This window comes from Corynebacterium sp. AOP40-9SA-29 (assembly GCF_052377405.1).
Lineage (GTDB): Bacteria > Actinomycetota > Actinomycetes > Mycobacteriales > Mycobacteriaceae > Corynebacterium.
The window spans coordinates 1-20,368 of record NZ_JBQSWR010000007.1; the positions used below are offsets into that span (position 1 = coordinate 1).

Sequence of the window (20,368 nt, forward strand, 5' to 3'; positions counted from 1 at the left end):
TTTGGTGCTCGACAGCCTCCGGAGGGTCCAAGCTCTGGGGGCTGTTTTTATGATCAGAGCGGCACCCGCCGGCGAGGTGGGGGTCTCCCTGACACCCACCACCCTACACGGGCCTGCGCTGGATCACACCCGGTCAAGGCTCTTCTGCCGTGGCTTTCGGCTCACCCTCGGAGAGGGAAAGCGCATGTTCGATGATCGTGGGACACGCGCCAGGTTCGAGCTCGGGCACAGTGTCGTGGCACCCAATGGAGTCGGCATTCTCACATACACCCGTCACACTCCTGTCTGAGGCCCAGTAGAACTAGGGACATGGCAGAGAAAAGTACTCCGGCGATGTCGCCGTCCGAGACCCCGTACGTCGACGTCCTCGACCGTGTAGGCGGTCCTCGCCGTGCTGAGGCAGACGAGCTGGTGGCGATGATGCGGGACATTACTGGTGAGAAGCCGGTGGTCTGGGCTGGGCGCATCATCGGTTTCGGACACCGGCACTACCGCTACGCGTCCGGCCACGAGGGGGATATGCCGGTAGCTGCGTTCGCTACCGGTGCGCGCCAGCACACCATCTACCTCGACGGTGGATTCGAGGAACGGTACCCGGAACTCATGCGCGACCTTGGGCCGTACCGCGCCGGAACGGCCTGCCTGTACATCACCCGTCTGGCGAACGTCGACAGGGATGTGTTGTACGCGCTGGTCAGCGCGGCGTCCGGGGAGGGAGCGGGACTGAACTAGGGGAGATGTGAAGGTACCGCTTGACATTGTCAGGTACCTGCGTAGTATCTACTTCAGCAGGTACCTGAACAACAGGTACCGCATCAACTCAAGGAGTGGACATGGAAGACATGACCGAGAACAACCAGAACACCGAGAACACCGAGAACGCAGCGAACACTGCAGTGTCCCCGGATCTCGCCGAGCGCCTCACTCACCTCGCCATGATGTTGCGACGTATGGACATGATGGGTCGCGGGGGTCGAGCATTCGGCGGCATGCGCGCCGGTCAGGGCAGGGTGCTGCGCATCCTGACCCTGCGTAGCCCGATGCCGCAGCGCGAACTGGCCTACATGCTGGGTGTGCGTCCCCAGTCGCTGAGCGAGCTGCTCGGCAAGCTCGAGTCCGCCGGGCTCGTGGAACGCAAGCGCGATGAGACCGATCGTCGCACCTTCAACGTCGAGATCACCGAGGAGGGCAGGACTGCGGAGTCGGGCTTCCAGGAGATGGAGGATCCCTTCGACGTGCTGTCCGAGGATGAGCGCGACCAGTTCGGCGACCTGCTGGATCGGGTGTCGGACGCCGTGCGTGCGAAGTTCCCCGACGATTTCCGGGGCGACTTCCGCGGCGAAGGTGGCGGCGACGGTCGGGGCCGTGGTTTCGGCGGTCCGCACCCCTTCGGCGGCGAGCCCGGATTCGGTGGCCACGGTGGTCGTGGCGGACACGGTGGACGGGGCCGGCGCGGTGGTCGCGGCGGTCGCGGTGGCCAGCGTCCTGACGAGGACCGTGCCGAGTGGTGCGACCGTGAGGCCGGCGACATCCCGGCTGGCGCTGAGGGCTTCGAGGAGCACGGGATGGACCCGCGCGCTGAGATGGGCCGGATGGCGATGATGCGCATGGGCATGACGGGCCGTGACTTCGGCCAGGGCTTCGGCCGTGGCTTCGGACGTGGTTTCGGACGCGGCGCTCGGTTCGCCTAGTCAAGCACTGCGCGATAGCAACCCCGGAGGTCGGTCACACCGACCTCCGGGGTTGCTGTCGCTAGGGGGGAGTCCGGCCGAGATTGGGCGATGTCATCTGTGTCATGCCCCAGGTCGGAAAAACGACCGTTCCTCGACCTGGGGCATGACACAGATGACATGGCGGCCTGAGCGACACCGACCTCCGGGGTTTTCTTGCTGCCCGGGACTTGGGGCCTGTGGGACCTACGCCTGGTCGGGGCGGACCTCAATCGTCGAGCCCGGCGGCAGGGCCTCGAGCATGCGGATCCTCGCCAGGACGGGGTTCTGCTCCAGCACCTTCGCGCTGGCCAGACGGGCGCGGGTGGTCTTGACCTCGTTACGGGCGCGCTCCAGGTCGTTCTCGGCGAGGACCTTGGACACCACTGCGTCCTGCAGCGCCGAGGAGTACTCGGCGGGCAGGCTGACGTCCTTGAGCAGGACGGAGTCGACGGCCACGCCGACGGACGCGGCGGTATTGCCGAGGGCGTCCTGCACGGGCGACAGGTCGATGCGCGAGCCGGCGAAGTCCTCCAGCGGCATGGTGGCGACGAGTTCACGCAGCGCAATCTGGGCGGCGAGGTAGATCTCCTCGTCGGGGCCCTGCGCGGCGGAGACATAGGTGACCGGGTCCACGGTGTGCACCGACATCGCCAGGGTGAGGGTCACCGGCAGGGCGTCGGACGTGGGGACGGTCTGCGGGTGCACGGTGATCAGCCGGCGACGGCGGTCGACCTGGCGGAAACGGTCGCCGGGACGCGCGACGGCCCGGGCGTCCAACCGCTCGATGCGTCCTTCCCGTTGCCGTAGGACGGCATGGCCCGGCAGGGCGACGGGCGAGCGCAGCGTGCACGACTGCCACCTCGAGGTGTTGGAGAGGGGCATGTAGAAGGACGCGTCGGACCCGACGGACGCGTACCGGCGGGAGCGGAGGAAGCTCATGTGATCACCGTGGTTGTTGAGGGAAGTTGGAGGGGTTGCCGCCGGGCGGGGCCGACGGGGGCGGGGCACCGGGGCGTCCCCCACACCCAGGAGATAGCAGGGTGCGGGATCGGGCCGGGCCGCAGGCTCCTGCCGAACATGGTCCGCGCGACGGCAACCCATTCAAGGAGTGTGGGGACTCGAACCCCTGCCTGGTCAGGCGTTACCGTAGCGGTCCGCACCAGTTCAATCGGGAACGCCCCGGAAGTCCGGAAGCGCCCAGCAACCACGGTGCGGTGCTGCAGCCAGCCTAGCGCGGACGGTTGGCGTGTGCAGGGGAATGGCACCGGATGAACGCATCAGACCCCCGGCATATTGTTGGTTCCCGAGGTGAGAACCAACAATATGCCGGGGGTCTGGACACCGGGGATCCCGGGGTACTACGAGGTGCGGATCACGCTGAGGTCACCGAACTTGTCGAACCAGGAGCGCTTCTCCGGGTCGTTGGAGATCTTGACGCCGATGAAGATCGCGAGGCCGAGGTAGACGAAGAACCCGACGAAGGGAATGATCTGCGCGGCATACCAGGAGTTACGCTTCAGGGAGGAGACGGCGTCCGGGTTGGAGCCGTCGGCGGTGACGACCTTCATGCCCAGCAGACGCTTGCCCGGGGTGGCACCCCACGCGACCTCACTGCCGACACGGGCGATGAACCAGACGATCAAGGAGATCAGACTCGATACGAACATCGGGCCAGGATCGAGTGAGGCCGTTTCGATGCCGGCCAGCGAGGTGATCGCGGTCGCGATGATGCCGATGATGATCATGTCGATCAGCGTCGCACCCAGCCGGCGACCGGCGCCGGGGCGCGGGTTCGGCACGAGGTGGTTGGCGTCCTGCCCGTAGGGGTTGTTGTTGTAGGCGCCGTAGGACGGAACACCGTCGTAGGGGTTGGGGTTCGGGTTGTTCGTCATGGGACTCTCGTGTCCTTTACTTGTCGTGAGGGAGGTTAGGGGGGCCTACAGCATAAGGCAGAAACCCCAGGGGATGGGAAGCCCAACCCTGGGGTTACTGCGTGGCAGCGCTTCAATAGTGCGCCGGTGATGCGGTGATGCTTAGGCGTTGACGCTGGCGCGAGCCTTCTCGGCGGCGGCGACGAGCACCTTGATCGAGGCGGTGGTCTCGTCCCAGCCGCGGGTCTTCAGACCGCAGTCGGGATTGACCCACAGCTGGCGGGCCGGGACGGCCTCCAGTGCCTCGGCCAGCAGCGTGTCGACCTCGCCCTGGTCGGGGACGCGCGGGGAGTGGATGTCCCACACACCCGGGCCCACGCCCAGCTCGAAGCCGGAGTCGCGCAGGGCGTGCAGCACGCGCATGCCGTTACGCGAGGCCTCGATGGAGGTCACGTCGGCGTCCAGGTCGCCCACGGTGCCGATGAGCTCGTTGAACTCGGAGTAGCACATGTGGGTGTGGATCTGGGTGGCATCCTCCGCACCGGCGGTGGACAGGCGGAAGGAACCCACGGCCCAGGCCAGGTAGGCGGGCTGCTGGGAAGCGCGCAGCGGCAGCAGCTCGCGGATGGCGGGCTCATCGACCTGAATGATCTTCGCGCCGGCGTCGGCGAGGTCGGAGATCTCGTCGCGCAGGGCCAGGGCGACCTGGTCGGCGGTGGCACCGAGCGGCTGGTCATCGCGGACGAAGGACCAGGCGAGCATGGTGACCGGGCCGGTGAGCATGCCCTTGACCGGCTTGTCGGTGAAGGACTGTGCGACCTTGAACCACTCGACGGTCATGGTCTCCGGGCGGGTCACGTCGCCGAAGAGGATCGGCGGGCGCACGCAACGCGAACCGTAGGACTGGACCCACGCCAGATCGGTGGAGTGGTAGCCCTCGAGCTGCTCGGAGAAGTACTGGACCATGTCGTTGCGCTCGGGCTCGCCGTGGACGAGCACGTCGAGGCCGAGGGCCTCCTGGCGGTCGACGACGTCCTTGATCTCGTTGACCATGGCCTCGTGGTACTGCTCGGGCGTGAAGTCACCCTTGCGCAGCTTGGCGCGGGCCTGGCGGATCTCGGTGGTCTGCGGGAAGGAGCCGATGGTGGTCGTCGGCAGCGGCGGCAGGCCGAGCTCCTTGTCCTGCACCTCGCGGCGCTGGTCGAAGGGGTTGCGGCTGCGGTCGGCGTCGGTGACGGCGTCGGTGCGGGTACGCAGCGCGCTGTTGCGGGTGCGCTCGGAGGCACGGCGGGACGCCACGGCCTTCTCCGCCTCGGCGACGGCGGCCTTGTCGTCCTCGGTCTCGGTGCCGTTGAGCAGGCGGGACAGGACGGCGACCTCGGCGACCTTCTCGGCGCCGAAGGCGAGCCAGCTGCGCAGCTCGGAGTCGTCGTCGAGGCTGGTCTCCTGGGCGAGGGAGTAGGGGACGTGCAGCAGCGAGGAGCTGGTGGACACGCCGACCGGGCCGCGTGCGGCGAGGGCCTTGAGGGTGTCCAGGGCGCGGGCCAGGTCGGTGCGCCAGATGTTGCGTCCGTCGACGACGCCGGCGAGGATCTCCTCGTCGCCGGTCCAGGACGGCAGCAGGTCGGCGTCGGCGACGTTGGTGTCGTCGGCCTGACGCTCGTCGGTGCGTCCGGTCACGAGGTCGACGCCGAAGGCGGCGATGCCGATGCCGGAGAGGGTCTTGACGGCGAGGTCGCCGTCACCGAAGTAGGTCTGGACCAGCAGGTTGGTCTCTCCGGCGGCGGCCACGAGCTTCTCGTAGCCGGCGCGGGTGCGGGCCAGGAGGTCGGCCTTGCGGGCGTCGTCCTTGTCCACGTCGGTGACCAGGTAGGGCTCGTCGAACTGGACCCAGGCGGCACCGCGGTCTGCCAGGCGCGGCAGCAGGCGGGCGTAGGCCTCGAAGATCTCCTCGAGGTGGGCCAGGGCGTCCGAACCGTCGGTGGTGCGGGCCAGTGCCAGGTAGGTCAGCGGGCCGATGATGACCGGACGCGCGACGGTGCCGCGGGTGACCTGGTCGCCGAGGTCGGCGAGCAGGGCAGCGTCGTCAAGACGGAACTCGGTGTCGGCGGCGAGCTCGGGGACGATGTAGTGGTAGTTGGTGTCGAACCACTTGGTCATCGCGCTGGCGGGCAGGCCGGCGGTGCCGCGGGCGGCGGTGAAGAGCCGGTCGATGTAGGCGGGGAGTCCGTCGTTGCCGTGGTCGTCGATGTCGGCGACGCGGGTCGGCAGGGCGCCGAGGAGGGCGGAGGTGTCCAGCATCGAGTCGTAGAAGCTACGGCCGATGGTGGGCACGGAGTCGAGGCCGGCCTGGGTGAGGTTGTCGGCCTGCTGGTTGACCAGCTGGGTGGCGACGGTGGCCAGGTTGCGTCCGGTGGACGCGTCCTTCCAGTAGGTCTCGAGGGCCTTCTTCAGCTCGCGCTTCGGGCCGATGCGCGGAACCCCGGCGACGGTGGCGTTGATCTGTGCGGTCACAAATGATCCTTCACATGTGGATGTACGGTTCTCGCCGTCGACCGGTGAGTCACATGTGGGGCCCTAGAAGAGTTCTAGCCGCGCCTCGGGGTAGGCCCCGGGAACGCGCGGACACGGTATTCTCGTCAGAGACGCTGTGAGCGTTGTACAGCGCTGAGAACGCTGATGACGACCGTGAACGGCAGACCACATGCTGCGGTTCATCACCGCAGGTTCCACCTCGTCCGGGGCTCCAGGAGGGGAACTCGACTCTCGTCGACTGCTTCGCGACCTAGGTAACCAGTAGACCGCTTAGTCTGTCAAGTCCATCACGTTATTTCGCTCATGTCGCCTGCCGCACCGTCTGTTCAGGTCTCTCCGCAGACTCCTCGCCGCAGCGCAGGTTAGGTACCCGCGGTGCGCTGTCTGGCTGCAGGAGTGGACCGTGGCCGAGCGGTTGTGTTGCCAGCAAAAGTAGGTAGTGTGGCTCACAAGGAACTGCAGTGAGTGTAGCGAACCGCAATCCCTACGGAGTGAAAAATGTCCCGCCTCAAAGGCCTGTCAGTGTTGCTGCTTCCTGCATTGCTGCTCGGATGTTCCGTGGAGAATCGGGACGACCAGGAGGGCGGGTCGAGCTCCGTAACGGACGCGGGTGACGACGAACCGCGTGATGACATGACCGACGAGCGCATCGTCCAGTGGGAGTCCGTCGAGGAGGTAGCAGCGACGAGTCTCCGGGTGCATTTCACGGCGGGGACCACCAGTTGTTACGGGACGCGTGCGGCCGTGCAGGAGGACTCCGATGAGATCCTCGTCGCGACGATCACGGGCACTATTCCCGAGGCGCCTTCAGCGTGTACGGACGTGGGACGGGCCGCCTCGCTGTTGGTTGAGTTGGAGGACGAGGTGGGTGACCGCGAGATCGGGCACCTCGAGGATGAGAGCATCCTGCGTAGATGATCCGTCCGCGATACAGCGCACGTCACGTAGTGTCGGTGTGATGTGGAGGGTCTACACAGGAGAGCAGTACCGCGCGGCCTTGGCTGACTGGGACCGGGATGAAGCCGATCCCGAGAGTCGTCGCTCCGATCGTTATCGGCAGGCCTGCTACAACGACGAGGCTGTGGCCGTCGCGGACTGCGTGGAAGCAAAGATGCCGGGTGAGCGGAGGCCGCTTCCGGTCCTGGTACTCGCGGGGGCCGGCGGAAATGGACGGGCAGGACTTCGGGCCGGTATCGAGCTACTGAAGCGTGGATACCGCGTGGAGGTTCAACTTGTACCGGCACCTCAGGAGCGGGACCGGTACGACGGATATCCCGACTACTGCGATGATCCTCAAGGGCTATGGCATAAGGACGCGCCGCCAGCGTCCCACGCCGTGCTGAAGGATTTCCTGGCTCTCGACGGCAAGCACACAACGCGCCGGGGTAGTGATGACGTCTGGACGCCCTGTATCGCTATTGACGCGATCTGTGGTCGAGGATTCGACGGCAGGCTCCGAGGACCTGCGACCTTGTGGGCGGGAATACTCTGGAAGGCGTCGGACGTCGTCGCCGTCGATTGTCCGACCGGGATGAATCCGGACACCGGCCGGACGATGGACCTCACGGATGCGTCGCCAGCGCTGGGCGGCTTCACCGCATCGGTGACCGTTGTCGCCGGTGGACTACGCCCCGTCCATCTGCTGCGGGAAGACTGTGGTCGTCTGGTCGTCGTGAAGACCGGGGTCGAGAGGTTCCTGGGCCGGATCGAGTACGAGGACAACACGAACCGCGACTATCAAGATTTCTTCGACGAGTACGGTTATGTCCCGGTTCGGGGTCGACGGGCCCTCCTTGCTCAGGACCCCTGGCCTGATGACACTGTCCCGGTGTTCACCGCGTACTCGGAAGGGGCGGAAGGGGCATTGCTCAATTCGTACGAAGGAATTGTTCAATTCCTCGGCTCCCTGGTCGGTGATGACGGTGACAGTCAGCTTTCTGTGGTTGCCAGTGCGTACCCCTCGGATACACCGGTGATGCCGACGATCGGGATCGCCGGAGTCCCGGATTGCCAACCCGGCACTCCGACACTGGTTGCCGCAGGGGCGGCGGCGAGCACGGCCTGCCGTATCGTCGCTGATCCAGCGGCTGCCGGACGCATTGAACAGATGCTGCCGGCGGTCGAGGTGGCGTTTCAAGAAGGGGATACTCACGGTGAGGAGATCCCGTGGGTGCTGTGCTCCGGGGATGTGGACGACAGGATCCTCGACGCCCGGATGATCGTTGCTACGCGCACCGCGGTCCTGGACTGGATTCACTCGGGGCAGCGGCCTCCCAAAGAGGCGAAGGTCAGAGGGGCGAGGCAGGTAGTGCTGGTTATTGACCGGCCGACCGCGGAAGCGGCGTTGAGTGCATGGGGTGGCTCGTCAGGCGAGCAGAGTGAGGAGCTGGACCCGGTGGCGCTGGCTGAAGAGCTCGCCTCGTGCACGAGGACCTCGGTGCTTCTGGTCGGCCCGACCAGTGTCTATGTCCGGAAGCTCGACACCTGGATCGTGCGCTCGGGAACCATGCTCACCGTGCAAGGAGCGGAGGAGTTGGTGGCCGGTTCTTTCGCTGCAGGGATGAGGATGCCGGACAACAGGGTCAATGCCTTCATTCCTCTGGTGCTCCGTGCGCGGGCCTTGATGGCCATGTCCAGGGCGGAGCCGGCGGTGGCCTGCACAGCGGGAAGCCTCTCCGAGAGGATCCCCGGCGTCCTGCGGAGTCTACGAGCCGAGGCCCGTATGCACGAGAGCTGGGCTGTGCGGCGTTGGGGGAATTGACCAGCGCTCGTAGGAGCAACCCGCACCCCGTCTTGCTCCGGCCACCGCGACTAGGCAAGTTGGGACGAGCTACAGACCGGCTGCGGGCTACCGACCAGCAGCCAGCCACAGGCCGTCCTCCGAGGTGACATAGGGGAGCGGCCACGGTGCCGCATCCCCGCGCGCCGTCCCGTCCCACCCAGGAGCCTCCCCCGTGCGTCCTCTGTCACGCCCTTTACGCATCACCTTGATCTCGGTCGCCGTCGTCATCTACGCGGTGACCTGGCTCTACCTGGTGCTCAACCAGCCGGAGGACTCCGACTTCTCCTCCATGGCGGACTCCGCCTCCACCACGATCGCCCTCGTCGGCTTCCTGGTGCCCACCATCATCGCCCTGGTCGTGGTGATTCCCACGCTGCCGGTGCGCACGTTGGCGTTGATGCCGGTGGCGCTGGTGCTCAACATCGTTGTCGGGCAGGTCGTGGGCACGATGGGCCTGCCGATCCCGCTGTACCTCGACTCCTTCGGCACCGTGCTGGTCGGTGTGCTGGCGGGCCCGGCGGCGGGTCTGGCGACCGGCGGGCTCTCGGCGTTGGTGTGGGGCACGTTCAACCCCACGATCGTCCCCTTCGCCGCCGGCTACGCTCTGATGGGCCTCGCTGCCGGTCTGGTCAGGAGGCTGTTCCGGTCCTCGTGGTGGAAGGTCGCGGTCGCGGGTCTGGTGCTCGGTTTCCTGTCGGCGCTGGTGTCCGCGCCGGTGGCGTCGTTCATCTTCGGCGGCACGGCGGGCACGGGCACGGGCCTGTTGGTGAGTTTCTACCAGTCTCTCGGGGCGTCGCAGACCACGGCGGTGTTCCTGCAGTCGTGGACCTCGGACCCGCTGGACAAGGTGATCGTCTTCCTTGTGGTGTGGGTGGTGGTGCGGTCGTTGCCGGAGCGCTCGCTCAGGACATTCGACCCAGACGCCGCCGAGGCGCGAAAGGCCCCTGCGACGGCATGAGTCCGGTCAGTCCGCTTACCCCGCTGACGGCGGCGGTGTGCTCGATCATCACGGTGATGGTGGTGCACGATCCGTGGGTTTCCGCCGGGTTCCTGCTGCTCGCGGTGGTTCTTACATGCGCGGGAGGACGCCGCCAGCGCCGTGCGCTGGTCGCCGGCCTGGTGCTGTCGGCACCGGCGTTCTTGTCGTACGCCCTGATCTACGTGCCTTTCGGGGACGTGGAGGTCGCCCGGTTCCTGGTCCCGGTCACGTCGGACGGTGCGTGGATCGCCTGGGACCTGGGTCTGCGCTTCGCGGCGATGACGTGTGCGGGGTTGGTGCTCGGCAGTTTCGTGGACGCCGACGCCCTGATGCGGCGACTCCAGCTCAGCGTGCCGGCACCGCTGGTCTACATGGTGGGCACAGTGGTGCGGCTTCTGCCGATGGCGCAGCAACGGTGGAGGACGATCCGGCAGGTCCAGGCGTCCCGCGGGGTGGACGTGGACACGTGGCGTTCCCGGGGAGCGACGGTCCTGCCGCTGGTGGTGGGGCTGATCGACGACGCGTCCCAGCGCGCGCGTCCCCTGCAGCGAACAGGGATCGGCGAGCCGGGCCCGCGCACGCTGCTCATGCCGGTCGCGGACTCCACGGTGCAGCAGGCGTGCCGGTGGTTGATGGTCGCCACCGCGGTGGTCGTGATCGTCGGCGGGGTTTTCCTCTAGCTTCGCGACCACCGCGACCACGACGCCCAGGTGCACGAAAGTGCTAACCTCGAGCCATTGCCACCTGTTACGACAGGATCGGAAGAAGACCTCGGGACCCCAGCCGGACGACTGGACCCGAGGTCTTCGCTTGTCACGATAAGGTACCTGTATGAGTTGTATTCAGCCTGTTGAGCTCTCAGGCCGTCGCGTCCGGTTGGAGCCCTTGAGTCTCGACCATGAGGACGGCCTTTGTGACGCAGTGAAGGACGGTGAACTGTGGAATCTCTGGTACACGAGCGTTCCGTCTCCTGATGAGATGCGTGCGGAGATCACTAGACGATTGGAGGCGCAGGACCGTGGCACCATGATCGCGTACACCATCCGGGACCTCAGTGATGCGCGGATCATCGGCATGACGACCTTCATGAACATCGATGCGACGGTACCGCGGGTGGAGATCGGGTCAACATGGAGCGCGGCCAGCTCCCAGGGGACAGGGATCAACGCCGAGTCCAAGCTCCTCATGCTTACACAGGCTTTCGAGCAGTGGGGATGCTCGGCCGTGGAGTTTCGTACGTCCTGGCACAATCATCGGTCCCGGGCCGCAATCGAAAAACTCGGCGCGAAGCTCGACGGAGTGCTCCGGCAACACACTCGGACTCTGGACGGGTCGCTGCGGGACACCTGCGTCTATTCAGTCATTGCGACAGAGTGGCCCCAGGTCCGCAGCTCGTTGCGCTACCGACTCGGACTACCGGTAGTTGGCCTCAGGTAGCCGGTGACCGCCGCGCCGAGGGGTGTTCTGACAGTCACTGCCTAACGCCCCCGACCCGCGCTACCGTCGGTAACCATGACCACTAACGTAACTTTGAACAACGGCGTTGAGATGCCCGCACTGGGCTTCGGCGTTTTCCAGACCCCGCCGGAGACCACGGCAGATTCCGTGGCCGAGGCGCTGCGCGTCGGCTACCGTCTGATCGACACCGCAGCGGCCTACTCCAACGAACGCGAGGTGGGGGAGGGGATTCGCCGCTCGGGCGTGGACCGCTCCGACATCTTCGTCGAGACGAAGCTGTGGATCAGCGACTACGGCTACGACGAGGCTCTCCACGCCTTCGACAAGAGCGCCGGCAAGCTCGGCGTCGAGACCATCGACCTCCTCCTGCTGCACCAGGCCATGCCCACCGAGTTCGACAAGACCGTCGCAGCGTACAAGGCGCTCGAGACCCTCCTGGCGGACGGGAAGGTGCGCGCCATCGGCGTCAGCAACTTCATGCCCGAGGTCCTGCGCGACCTCATCGAGCAGACGGACGTGGTCCCGGCAGTTAACCAGGTCGAGGTGCACCCGTACTTCACCCAGCAGGACGTCCAGGCCGCCGACAAGGAGCACGGGATCTTGACCCAGGCGTGGTCGCCGATGGGTGGCATCACCAGCTACCGCGGCGATTCGGACCGCTCGACCTTCAACGATCCGGTCCTCGGCGAGATCGGCGACAAGTACGGCAAGACCCCGGCGCAGGTCATGCTGCGCTGGCACCTCCAGGAGGGGCGCTCGGCGATCCCGAAGTCCGTCAACCCGGAGCGCATCGCCGCCAACTTCGACGTCTTCGACTTCGAGCTGACCGACGCCGACCTCGCCAAGGTCAACAGCCTCGACACCGGGGTCCGCGGCGGACCCGACCCCGAGTCCATCACCACGGAGGCGTTCGGGCGCGACATCCCCGAAGCCTGACCGCAGGACGTAGCCATGGGACGCACGGTGTTCGCCTTCGACGCGATCGGCACCGGCTGGCGCGTCACCACCGACGAACCGCTGACCGGCGCGCTGCGCCGGGACGTCCTGTCCTTGTGTGAGGACGTCGACAGGGTGTGGTCGCGGTTCCGCGCCGACTCCCTCGTCGCCGAGATCGCGCGTGCGGACGCTGGGGGATCGTTCCGCATTCCCGCGCGTGACGTGGTTCTGCTGGACCTCTACGACCGTCTCTTCCACGCCACCGGTGGGGCGGTTGATCCGCTGGTCGGCCGTGATCTGGAGTTGCTCGGCTACGACGCCGGCTACTCCCTGATCCCTGACCGGGACGGCCTCGCCTCACGCACACTGGACAACTGGTCGCGTGACGTCCGTCGGACGGGGGACGGAAACACGCTGGTCACCGAGCGGCCGCTGGTGATCGACGTGGGGGCCGCCGGAAAAGGGCACCTGGTCGACCTGGTCGCCGAGCTGTTGCGGCATGCCGGTGTGGAGAACGCCCTCGTCGACGGGGGCGCAGACGTGCGACACGTCGGACCGGAGCCGGTCGTCGCAGGTCTGGAACATCCCACGCGCCCAGGGCGCGTGATCGGCACCGTCGCGCTGCAGGACGCGGCGCTCTGCGCCTCGGCGGTAAACCGTCGTACCTGGGGCGAGGGCCTGCACCACATCCTCGACGGACGCACCGGGACACCGGTGACCGACGTCGTCGGGACGTGGGTCGTCGCCGCCGACGCCGCCACGGCGGACGGGCTCGCCACCGCACTGTTCCTCGCCGATCCCGGGCAGGTGGGCGCGTTCGACGCCGCCTGGGTACGCATGCTCGCCGACGGCCGCGTCCAGTGGTCGGACAACTTCACCGGCGAGCTCTTCATCTAGAACCCACCTAAGGAGACCCTCCCCATGAAGTCCCATATTCTGACCCGCGCGGCCTTCGGTGCCGCAGCCTCGGTGTCCCTTGCCACGGTATTGGCTGGATGCAGCGGAGGCGGCGAGCCGAGTCCAACAACAACCGCCGCACCCACCAGCACCGGCGGCTACACCGACGGGACGTACACGGCCCGCGGCGTCTACGGCGGGGCGCCGTCCCACATGGACTTCACGGTCACCATCGAGGACGACCTCATCACGGACGTCGAATCGGAACTCATGGAGGACAACAACGACACCTCCCGCGGCTACCAGGAGCGTTTCGCCGCCGCGCTGCCGGACGAGGTGGTCGGTGAGAGCATCGACGACGTCGAGGTCGGGTTCCTCGCCGGCTCGAGCAGCTGTGGCGACGGCTTCAATGATGCCGTCGAGCAGATCCGCGAGGAAGCCCGCGACGCCTGACCGCCTGAACCCCGTGCTACCCGGCCTGCGTGGAGGGCCGCACCAGGATCTCGTTGATGGCGAGGTGGCGCGGGCGGGTCAGCGCGAAGGCGATGATGTCGGCGATCTCCTCGGGCTTGACCGTCGCGGCGTCGTAACCCTCCTGGACGGCGGCACGGGTGGCGTCGTGGGTGATGTGGGTGGGCAGTTCGGTGTCCACGACCCCGGGCTCAATGACCAGGACGCGCACGTCCGGCAGCAGCTCCTGGCGAAGAGACTCCGACCAGCCATTGATTCCCCACTTGGTGGCAGCGTAGACGCCGTTGGTGGGGCGCGCGGTGCGTCCGGCGACGGAGGAAATGTTCACCAGGTCGCCGCCACCGGCGGTGAGTTGGTCGAGGAAGACCTCCGTGGCGGTGATCGCGCCGAGTAGGTTCGCCTCGACCATGGCGCGGTAGTCGTCGTGGCGCTCGGCGGAGAATGGCCCGAGCAGCATGGTCCCGGCGTTGTTGACCAGGACGTCGGCACCGCCGAGTTCATCCTGCACCCGCTGCGCAGCTGCGAGGAGCTGCTCGTGGGAGGTGACGTCGGCCTGGATCGCGATGGACCCGTTGTCCAGTTCGGCGGCCAGCGCCTCGATCCGGTCGAGACGCCGGGCCAGCAGGGCCACGCGGTAGCCGGTCGCCGCGAGCGCCCGGGCGGTCGCCGCCCCGATGCCGGAGGACGCTCCGGTGACGACGGCGACGAGGTCTGAAGGAGTATTCGACATGGGGACGATCCGTTCTTGAGGGGAAGGAGCAAGTATGCCCTGTTCAGGGACGCCTCAAGTCAAGCATCGTCGATCATGCCGCGGAAGTGACTGCTGTTCGGTGTACTGCCAGACCATCCCTCACCGCGGCGTGGGATCGTCCTCGGCGAGCAACCGGTGCAGCGTCCCCGCCACCGAGTCGATGACCTCATCGGTGGCGTTCTTCACCTCGTCGGGTGACCAGGGCAGACTGTAGGAGTGGTCGGCACCGGCGTGCATCGGCAGGTCGTTGAAGGAGTCGCCGAAGGTGTGGACCTCCAGCTCCTCGCGCGCCACGCCCAGGTGGCCGGTCAGCCAGTCCAGCCCGGCCTGCTTGGTGGTTCCGGCGGGGATCACGTCGATGAAGTTCTGGTTCACCACGCAGTCGGCACCCACAGCGCCGCTAGCGCCCCCGCTGCCCACAGCCTCCCGGATCCGTGCGACCAGCTCCAGCTTCAGTTCCTCGTTGCCCGGCACGCGGACGGGCACGCCGATGAACTCGTGGTCGTCGATCTCGTCGAAGCCCATCTCCCGGAAGTCGCGCAGGATCGTGGTGCCCGGATCGTCGGGGATGGTGGTGCTGAAGCGCACGTCACGGCCGTGCAGCATGGTGCCGTAGACGGCGATACCCTCCACGCCGGCGAGCATCTCCACCAGCGGTCGGACGCTTTCGGACGGAAGCGGCGTGTGGTGCAGCACGTCCCACCCCGGGCCGGTGACGACGGAGCCGGTGAACAGCACCGCGTAGTCGAAGGCGATGTCCACGTCCTGCAGGGCGTAGCGGGCGGCGGACAGGGACTTGCCGGTGGCGGCGACGGCGAGGTGCCCGGCGTCCTGCCACGCGCGGATCGCGCGGCAGGTGTCGGGGTGCACCCCGTCGTCGAAGAGGATGGTCCCGTCGAAGTCGAAGGCCGCGAGTTTCTTCACACGGCCTACTCTCTCACGAACTCTCTCACGACATGATCTTCGTCGACTCGATGGCCTCGGTGGTCTTGCGGTTGTAGCCGTCGAGCAGGCGGCGCAGCACCAGGCCGAGGATCAGGGCGGGGACCGCGAACAGCAGCAGCAGTCCGAGTTCGATCCACAGGTCGCCGCGGTACATCCCGGCGATGGCGGCGCGCATGGCGTCGATCGCGTGGGTGGCGGGCAGCCACGGGCTGATGTTCTGGAACCACTGGGGCAGCAGCGGCAGCGGGTACGCGCCGCCGGCACCGGACACCTGGAAGACCAGCAGCAGCACGGCGATCGCCTTGCCCGCACTGCCGAACGACAGCACCAGCGTGTACACGACCAGCATGAACACCAGCGAAGTGACCCAGCCGCAGACCATCAGCAGGAACGGGTGCGCGGCGTCGATCTCCACGAAGAAGATCAGGCTGAGCACCGCCAGGGTGCTCTGCGCCAGGCCGATCAGCGCGAAGATGCCGAAGCGTCCGAAGTACTGCTGCGCCCGCGTGTACTCCGGCTCGGCGTCGGACGCACTGGCCGCGTCGGACGGCTCGGCCGCCGCGACGTCCTGCGTCGTAGCGTCCTCCCCGTCAGCCGCAGTGGCGGCGGCAGCGCCGTCACCGCCGTCACTGCCGTCACCGCCGTCGCCCCCATCACCACCGTCGCCGGACGCGGCGCCCGCAGCGTCCTTCCCGGCGGTTTTCTTTTCCGGCAGGCCGGTGCGCACCAGCACGGCGGTGATGGTCGCGCCGATCCACAGCGCCAGGGCGGTGTAGAGCGGCGCCATGCCCACGCCGAAGCTGGCGACGGGGAACACCGGGTCGCGTTCCACCTCCACCGGGGCGGCGAGCTGCGAGGCCAGCGCCTCCGGGTCCGAGCCCACGACCTCGGCGAGGCGGGAGAAGTCGCCGGTGTCGCCGGCGGTCGCCAGGGCCTCCTGCAGCTCGGAGAAACGGTCGGCATGCTCGTCGAGGCGGTCGGCCATCGTGGCAGTGGCGTCGCGCGTGCGCGACAGGGCCTCGCCCACGGAACCGGGGGAGTCCGAGATCGTGCCGCGGATGTCGCCCAGGTCCTCGCGGACGCTGGCGATGTTATTGCCCAGCGAGTCGAGGGTGTCGCCCAGCGAATCGAGCTGCGGCTTGAGGTCCTCGCGGTAGGACGTCACGGCGTCGGTCACGGCGGCGCGCGCCCGGGAAATCGCGTCGCGGCTTTCCTGCCGGGAGGACTCCGAGGAACTGGTGCCGGCCTCGATGTCCTCGGCGGTCTGCGCGAGGTTGTCGTGCAGGTCGGTGCTGCGGTCGATGGCGGCATCGATGCGGGAGAGCACGCGCTCGTAGCCGGGCTCGGCCACGTCCGGCAGCACGCCGGACACATTGGCATCCAGGGTGTCGCGCAGCGACTGGAAGAAGTCGACCTGCTCCTGCACGCGCTGCGCCATGGTGCGGAAGGTGGACGCGGTGCTGGTGCTGGTGGCGTCGGCGCTGTCGAAGAGCTCGTCGAGACGCTCACCAACGGCGGCGTAGCTCTGGCCCGTGGCGTCCAGCGCGGTTTCGAGCGAGTCCGTGGCACCGCGCAGGGTGGAGTCCAGGTCGCTGGCGGCGCCGGCACCGTCGCCGGCCTGGCTGGAGGGGTCGTCGAACTGCCCGCCGGCGGCCTCCACGATATTGCCCGCGCCCTCCACCAGGGGGATGGAGGTGTCCAGCAGGCCGGTGAGCGAGCGCACGGTCTGCGCGCCGGAGTGCAGGCGGGTGCTCACGTTCTCCACACGCGACTCCACGCGTTGGATCGCCGCCTGGGTGTCGTCCTGCTCCAGGTAGTCGTCCAGGGAGGACACCAGGCCCAGGCCCACGCTGCTGATCGTGCGGGTGAAGGTCTCGTTGATCTGCGAGATCATGCCCTCGGCACCCTGGGAGGTGATCACCGTGGACAGCGCGTTCTTCTTCTCGTTGGTGTACAGGTCCAGCGTGGAAGGCTCGGAACCTTCCACGTAGAAGGTCAGCATGTCGGTGCTGAACGTGGGCGGCAGCACGATGGCGGCGTAGTAGTCGCCGGCCTTGGTGCCTTCGATGGCCTCGTCCTCGGCGGTGATGACCCAGTCGATCTGGTCGTTACGGCTGAGCTGCGAGAGCACCTGGTCGCCCAGGTTGATCTTCAGGGAGGCAAGGTCGCTCTCGTGGCCCTCGTCGGTGCTGGCCACGGCGATTTTGAGTTGGTCGGTGTTGCCGAAGGGGTTCCAGCTGGCCAGCACGTTGAACGTGGAGAACAGCAGCGGGATCAGGATCAGACCCACAACCACCACGGAGGACATCACATTGTTGCGCAGCCCGCGCAGGTCGCTGCGCAGGATCTTCATGGCGTTGCTCATGCGTTGTCACCGTCCAGGGAGTAGGTCTTGTGCCGTTCGGCCTGGGCGGCGGCGGCTTCCCGCAGCTCCTCTTCGGAGAGGTCGGTGAGTTCCTGGACGTGGGCGAAGCTCTGCTTCACGTATTCCAGCGCGGCGATCACGCCGACGATGAGCAGGCCCCACAGGCACGCCAGGCCGAAGATCACCGCCTTCTCCCCGGAGTACACCCGGGACAGGACGCACAGGGCGATCACGCCGACCACGCCGGCGATCACGGCGGCGCGCAGCAGGGTGGTGTAGTTGTCGCGCACCGCCTTCCACCGGTGGTCGATCTCGTCGCGGAAGGCGTCGCGGTCGCGCATGGCGTGGATGACGTCGGTCAGGCGGTAGCTGCTGCCCACGATCTCGACCTGGTCGTTGACGATCAGGCCGGACGCGGCGTGCTGCCGGTTGACCATGCGTTTCACATTCGACAGGCCGCGGCGTCCCAGGGTGCCGGCCACGAAGGCGAGCACCGCCATCAGCGCCAGCGCACCCATCGCCTTCCAGTAGTGGTCCTGGTAGAAGCCGCCGATGGTCTCACGCAGTACGTCGATGCCGTAGGTCAACGGCAGGATCGGGTGCAGTGCCTGGAAGAAGTCGGGGGTCATCTCGATCGGGTACATGCCCGAGGCTCCCGGTATCTGGAGGAACGCCAGGACCACGGCGATCACCCGCCCGATGTGCCCGAGAGCGGACACCAGCCCGTAGATGATGCTGAGGTAGCACAGTCCGACGAGCACGCAGGTGCCCACGAAGATCACGGGGTTCACGGTCTGCACACCGATGATCAGGTTGCCGACGGAGACCACCACGCCCTGGCACGCGGCCAGCACGGCGAGCAGCAGCAGACGCCCGCGGTAGGCCTGGGCCACGGTGAGTTTCTTCAGCCCGGCGGTGTCGACCTCCGTGCGGAAGATCATCATCAGCATGAAGGCGCCGATCCACAGCGACAGGTTGGTGAACAGGGCGGCCATGCCGGAGCCGTAGCTGCCGACCGGGTACACCGCGTGGCTCTCCACCTCGGCGGGGCTGGCCATGAATTCGGAGATACCCACCGAGTCCAGCCCGGCGACGGTGCCGAGCACCCCGGAGCCGGACGCGGCGTTCAACGCCAGGACGTCCGCCCGCGCCGTGCCCAGGCCGTCCTCGATGCCGGAGAGGTCGTCGCGGAAGTTGCCCAGGACGTCCTGCGTGGTGCCGATCTGCCCGTCGACGCCGTCGAGCAGGTTGATCGACTCACCGATCAGCGTGCGCTGGGAACTCAGTGCGGAGGAGAACGCACCGGCGGTGGAGTTGACCTGGTTGATGGCCGAATTCAGCGCCGGCATGGAGTCGCCGACGGCGCTGCGCAGGCCCTCGGCGGTCTGCCGGGTGTCGCTGGTGGCGTCCGCCAGGGCGTCCGCCGCGGCGTTGACGGAGGAGAGGGTGTCAGACGCATTGTCCTGCAGGCCCGTCAGGTCGTCGATGATCGCCTGGTTGGAGGCATTGCGCTCGCGCAGTTCGTCGAGGGTGTCGCTGAGCGGACCGGCGACGCCGGGCGTGACCGCGGCACTGTCGACCAGGCTCTGCAATTGGTCGATGGCCCTATCGGCCTGCCGGACGATGCCGGACGCCTCGCGCGTGGCCGTGCCGATGCCGGCACCGGCGCGCTCCAGCTCGCCGGTGACCGAGGCGATCGCGGAGTTCGCCGAGGACGTACCGTCCGCCAGGGCGGTGGAACTGTCGAGGAAGGCCGAGGTCGCGGCGTCGGAGAAGTCCGACACCTGCGTCTGGACCTCGCTCATGATCGTCTGCACCTGCCCGAGCGCGGTGGTGGCGTCGCCCAGCGTCGCGTCGACGGAACGCAGTGCGTCCTGCGTCGCAGAGATCGTGGGGCGGGCGTCCTCCAGGCGCTCGCTGATGCGCGTCACCTCGTCCTGCGCGGACGCCATGGTCTCGGCCGTCTCGTCGAAGGCGTTGGCGGTGCGGGTGCCCGCGTCGGTCAGCTGGTCGCCGAGGTCGCCGCCGGCCTCGCGCAGCTCCGTGGTCACGGCCTCGGCGACGGTCTCCTTGAACACCGAGTTGATCGTGGTGTCCAGGGTCGTCGCGCCCTGGTCGGTGATCTTCGGGGAGATCGCGCTCTTCTTCTCGTTGACCTGGTACTTCAGCGTGGGTTGGGAGTAGGTTCCCTGGAACATGCTGAGGATGTCGGAGGAGAAGGTCGACGGCACGGTGATGCTGGCGGACACATCACCCCGACGCACCGCCTCGGCGGCCTCGTCCTCGTCCATGAACTGCCAGCCCAACTGGTCGTTCTCGCTGATCTGGTCGACGAGCTGTCCGCCGACGTCGATCGGCCCGGTGATGTCCGAGGTTCCCCCCTCGTCCTCATTCACCACCGCGACATTGATGTTCTCGGTGTTGCCGTACGGGTCCCAGAACGCCGCGACGTTCACCCACGAATACAGCGCAGGGGTGATCAGCACGCCGATCACGATCACCCAGACCTTGGGGGTGCGCAGGATCCGTCCGACGTCCCGCGTGAAGATATTCCAACTTGCAGCCACCCGGTGACCGTAGCACTTAGGCCCCCTACATGAGGTAGGTGTGCAATTATCCGTAGTGAACTTCTTCTGGAGCTTCTCGGGCGCAAGTCTTCAACCCTC

The 20,368-nt window shown here is 67.2% G+C and carries 17 protein-coding genes; 10 read left to right on the forward strand and 7 right to left on the reverse strand.

What is annotated here, in order from left to right; all coding sequences use genetic code 11:
- The first annotated feature begins 309 nt into the window (after nt 1–309).
- Together ACT3SZ_RS12410 and ACT3SZ_RS12415 are read left to right on the forward strand one after the other, a co-directional pair.
- A complete protein-coding gene (locus tag ACT3SZ_RS12410; protein WP_444619050.1) occupies nt 310–732 on the forward strand; it encodes a DUF1801 domain-containing protein in 423 nt (140 codons plus the stop codon).
- Nucleotides 733–833: 101 nt separating this feature from the next.
- On the forward strand, nt 834–1,691 hold the full coding sequence (locus ACT3SZ_RS12415) for a MarR family winged helix-turn-helix transcriptional regulator (RefSeq protein WP_444619051.1): 858 nt from the start codon (nt 834–836) through the stop codon (nt 1,689–1,691).
- A 225-nt stretch (nt 1,692–1,916) separates the two neighbouring features.
- On the opposite strand, the gene ACT3SZ_RS12420 is transcribed toward ACT3SZ_RS12415, so the two are convergent.
- The 3 genes from ACT3SZ_RS12420 to metE all read right to left on the reverse strand — a co-directional run bounded on the left by ACT3SZ_RS12420 (nt 1,917) and on the right by metE (nt 6,097).
- On the reverse strand, nt 1,917–2,651 hold the full coding sequence (locus ACT3SZ_RS12420) for an SPFH domain-containing protein (protein WP_444619052.1): 735 nt from the start codon (nt 2,649–2,651) through the stop codon (nt 1,917–1,919).
- 419 nt (nt 2,652–3,070) lie between these two features.
- Nucleotides 3,071–3,604 carry an RDD family protein gene (locus ACT3SZ_RS12425; protein ID WP_444619054.1) on the reverse strand — a complete coding sequence of 178 codons (534 nt, stop codon included), beginning with the start codon at nt 3,602–3,604 and terminating at the stop codon, nt 3,071–3,073.
- Nucleotides 3,605–3,745: 141 nt separating this feature from the next.
- Nucleotides 3,746–6,097, reverse strand: coding sequence for a 5-methyltetrahydropteroyltriglutamate--homocysteine S-methyltransferase (metE, locus tag ACT3SZ_RS12430; protein WP_444619056.1), 2,352 nt, complete (start codon nt 6,095–6,097; stop codon nt 3,746–3,748).
- Between the two features lie 519 nt (nt 6,098–6,616).
- On the opposite strand from metE, the gene ACT3SZ_RS12435 reads away from it, so the two are divergent.
- The 8 genes from ACT3SZ_RS12435 to ACT3SZ_RS12470 all read left to right on the forward strand — a co-directional run bounded on the left by ACT3SZ_RS12435 (nt 6,617) and on the right by ACT3SZ_RS12470 (nt 13,623).
- The gene (locus ACT3SZ_RS12435; protein WP_444619057.1) at nt 6,617–7,036 is read left to right on the forward strand and encodes a hypothetical protein; all 420 of its coding nucleotides are present in this window, start codon (nt 6,617–6,619) and stop codon (nt 7,034–7,036) included.
- Between the two features lie 79 nt (nt 7,037–7,115).
- Nucleotides 7,116–8,879, forward strand: coding sequence for an NAD(P)H-hydrate epimerase (locus tag ACT3SZ_RS12440; RefSeq protein WP_444619059.1), 1,764 nt, complete (start codon nt 7,116–7,118; stop codon nt 8,877–8,879).
- A gap of 193 nt (nt 8,880–9,072) precedes the next feature.
- Nucleotides 9,073–9,858 carry an ECF transporter S component gene (locus ACT3SZ_RS12445; protein WP_444619061.1) on the forward strand — a complete coding sequence of 262 codons (786 nt, stop codon included), beginning with the start codon at nt 9,073–9,075 and terminating at the stop codon, nt 9,856–9,858.
- Nucleotides 9,855–10,559 (forward strand): energy-coupling factor transporter transmembrane component T family protein, encoded by a 705-nt coding sequence (locus ACT3SZ_RS12450; protein ID WP_444619062.1) that lies wholly within the window; start codon nt 9,855–9,857, stop codon nt 10,557–10,559. Before ACT3SZ_RS12445 ends, ACT3SZ_RS12450 begins: the two co-directional genes overlap by 4 nt.
- A 151-nt stretch (nt 10,560–10,710) precedes the next feature.
- Nucleotides 10,711–11,316: a GNAT family N-acetyltransferase gene (locus ACT3SZ_RS12455; protein ID WP_444619064.1), complete on the forward strand. Its 606-nt coding sequence runs from the start codon at nt 10,711–10,713 to the stop codon at nt 11,314–11,316.
- Between the two features lie 75 nt (nt 11,317–11,391).
- Nucleotides 11,392–12,273 carry an aldo/keto reductase gene (locus tag ACT3SZ_RS12460; RefSeq protein WP_444619066.1) on the forward strand — a complete coding sequence of 294 codons (882 nt, stop codon included), beginning with the start codon at nt 11,392–11,394 and terminating at the stop codon, nt 12,271–12,273.
- Nucleotides 12,274–12,288: 15 nt separating this feature from the next.
- On the forward strand, nt 12,289–13,170 hold the full coding sequence (locus ACT3SZ_RS12465) for an FAD:protein FMN transferase (RefSeq protein WP_444619068.1): 882 nt from the start codon (nt 12,289–12,291) through the stop codon (nt 13,168–13,170).
- A 24-nt stretch (nt 13,171–13,194) separates the two neighbouring features.
- Nucleotides 13,195–13,623, forward strand: coding sequence for a hypothetical protein (locus ACT3SZ_RS12470; RefSeq protein ID WP_444619069.1), 429 nt, complete (start codon nt 13,195–13,197; stop codon nt 13,621–13,623).
- 16 nt (nt 13,624–13,639) lie between these two features.
- On the opposite strand, the gene ACT3SZ_RS12475 is transcribed toward ACT3SZ_RS12470, so the two are convergent.
- From ACT3SZ_RS12475 to ACT3SZ_RS12490, 4 genes are all read right to left on the reverse strand, one after another.
- The gene (locus tag ACT3SZ_RS12475) at nt 13,640–14,371 is read right to left on the reverse strand and encodes an SDR family oxidoreductase (protein ID WP_444619071.1); all 732 of its coding nucleotides are present in this window, start codon (nt 14,369–14,371) and stop codon (nt 13,640–13,642) included.
- 120 nt (nt 14,372–14,491) lie between these two features.
- Nucleotides 14,492–15,316 (reverse strand): HAD family hydrolase, encoded by an 825-nt coding sequence (locus ACT3SZ_RS12480; RefSeq protein WP_444619072.1) that lies wholly within the window; start codon nt 15,314–15,316, stop codon nt 14,492–14,494.
- Between the two features lie 25 nt (nt 15,317–15,341).
- Nucleotides 15,342–17,702, reverse strand: coding sequence for a YhgE/Pip family protein (locus ACT3SZ_RS12485; RefSeq protein ID WP_444619074.1), 2,361 nt, complete (start codon nt 17,700–17,702; stop codon nt 15,342–15,344).
- Nucleotides 17,699–20,269, reverse strand: coding sequence for a YhgE/Pip family protein (locus ACT3SZ_RS12490; protein ID WP_444619076.1), 2,571 nt, complete (start codon nt 20,267–20,269; stop codon nt 17,699–17,701). The genes ACT3SZ_RS12485 and ACT3SZ_RS12490 overlap by 4 nt, the downstream gene beginning before the upstream one ends.
- Between the last annotated feature and the right edge of the window lie 99 nt (nt 20,270–20,368).

Excerpts from the sequence above, each read along its gene's own strand:
- ACT3SZ_RS12460 (WP_444619066.1), top strand. The coding sequence starts at position 11,392 with ATGACCACTAACGTAACTTTGAACAACGGCGTTGAGATGCCCGCACTG.
- ACT3SZ_RS12450 (WP_444619062.1), top strand. The coding sequence starts at position 9,855 with ATGAGTCCGGTCAGTCCGCTTACCCCGCTGACGGCGGCGGTGTGCTCG.
- ACT3SZ_RS12415 (WP_444619051.1), top strand. The coding sequence starts at position 834 with ATGGAAGACATGACCGAGAACAACCAGAACACCGAGAACACCGAGAAC.
- ACT3SZ_RS12410 (WP_444619050.1), top strand. The coding sequence starts at position 310 with ATGGCAGAGAAAAGTACTCCGGCGATGTCGCCGTCCGAGACCCCGTAC.
- ACT3SZ_RS12455 (WP_444619064.1), top strand. The coding sequence starts at position 10,711 with ATGAGTTGTATTCAGCCTGTTGAGCTCTCAGGCCGTCGCGTCCGGTTG.
- ACT3SZ_RS12465 (WP_444619068.1), top strand. The coding sequence starts at position 12,289 with ATGGGACGCACGGTGTTCGCCTTCGACGCGATCGGCACCGGCTGGCGC.
- ACT3SZ_RS12475 (WP_444619071.1), bottom strand. The coding sequence starts at position 14,371 with ATGTCGAATACTCCTTCAGACCTCGTCGCCGTCGTCACCGGAGCGTCC.
- ACT3SZ_RS12435 (WP_444619057.1), top strand. The coding sequence starts at position 6,617 with ATGTCCCGCCTCAAAGGCCTGTCAGTGTTGCTGCTTCCTGCATTGCTG.
- ACT3SZ_RS12420 (WP_444619052.1), bottom strand. The coding sequence starts at position 2,651 with ATGAGCTTCCTCCGCTCCCGCCGGTACGCGTCCGTCGGGTCCGACGCG.
- ACT3SZ_RS12425 (WP_444619054.1), bottom strand. The coding sequence starts at position 3,604 with ATGACGAACAACCCGAACCCCAACCCCTACGACGGTGTTCCGTCCTAC.
- ACT3SZ_RS12470 (WP_444619069.1), top strand. The coding sequence starts at position 13,195 with ATGAAGTCCCATATTCTGACCCGCGCGGCCTTCGGTGCCGCAGCCTCG.
- ACT3SZ_RS12485 (WP_444619074.1), bottom strand. The coding sequence starts at position 17,702 with ATGAGCAACGCCATGAAGATCCTGCGCAGCGACCTGCGCGGGCTGCGC.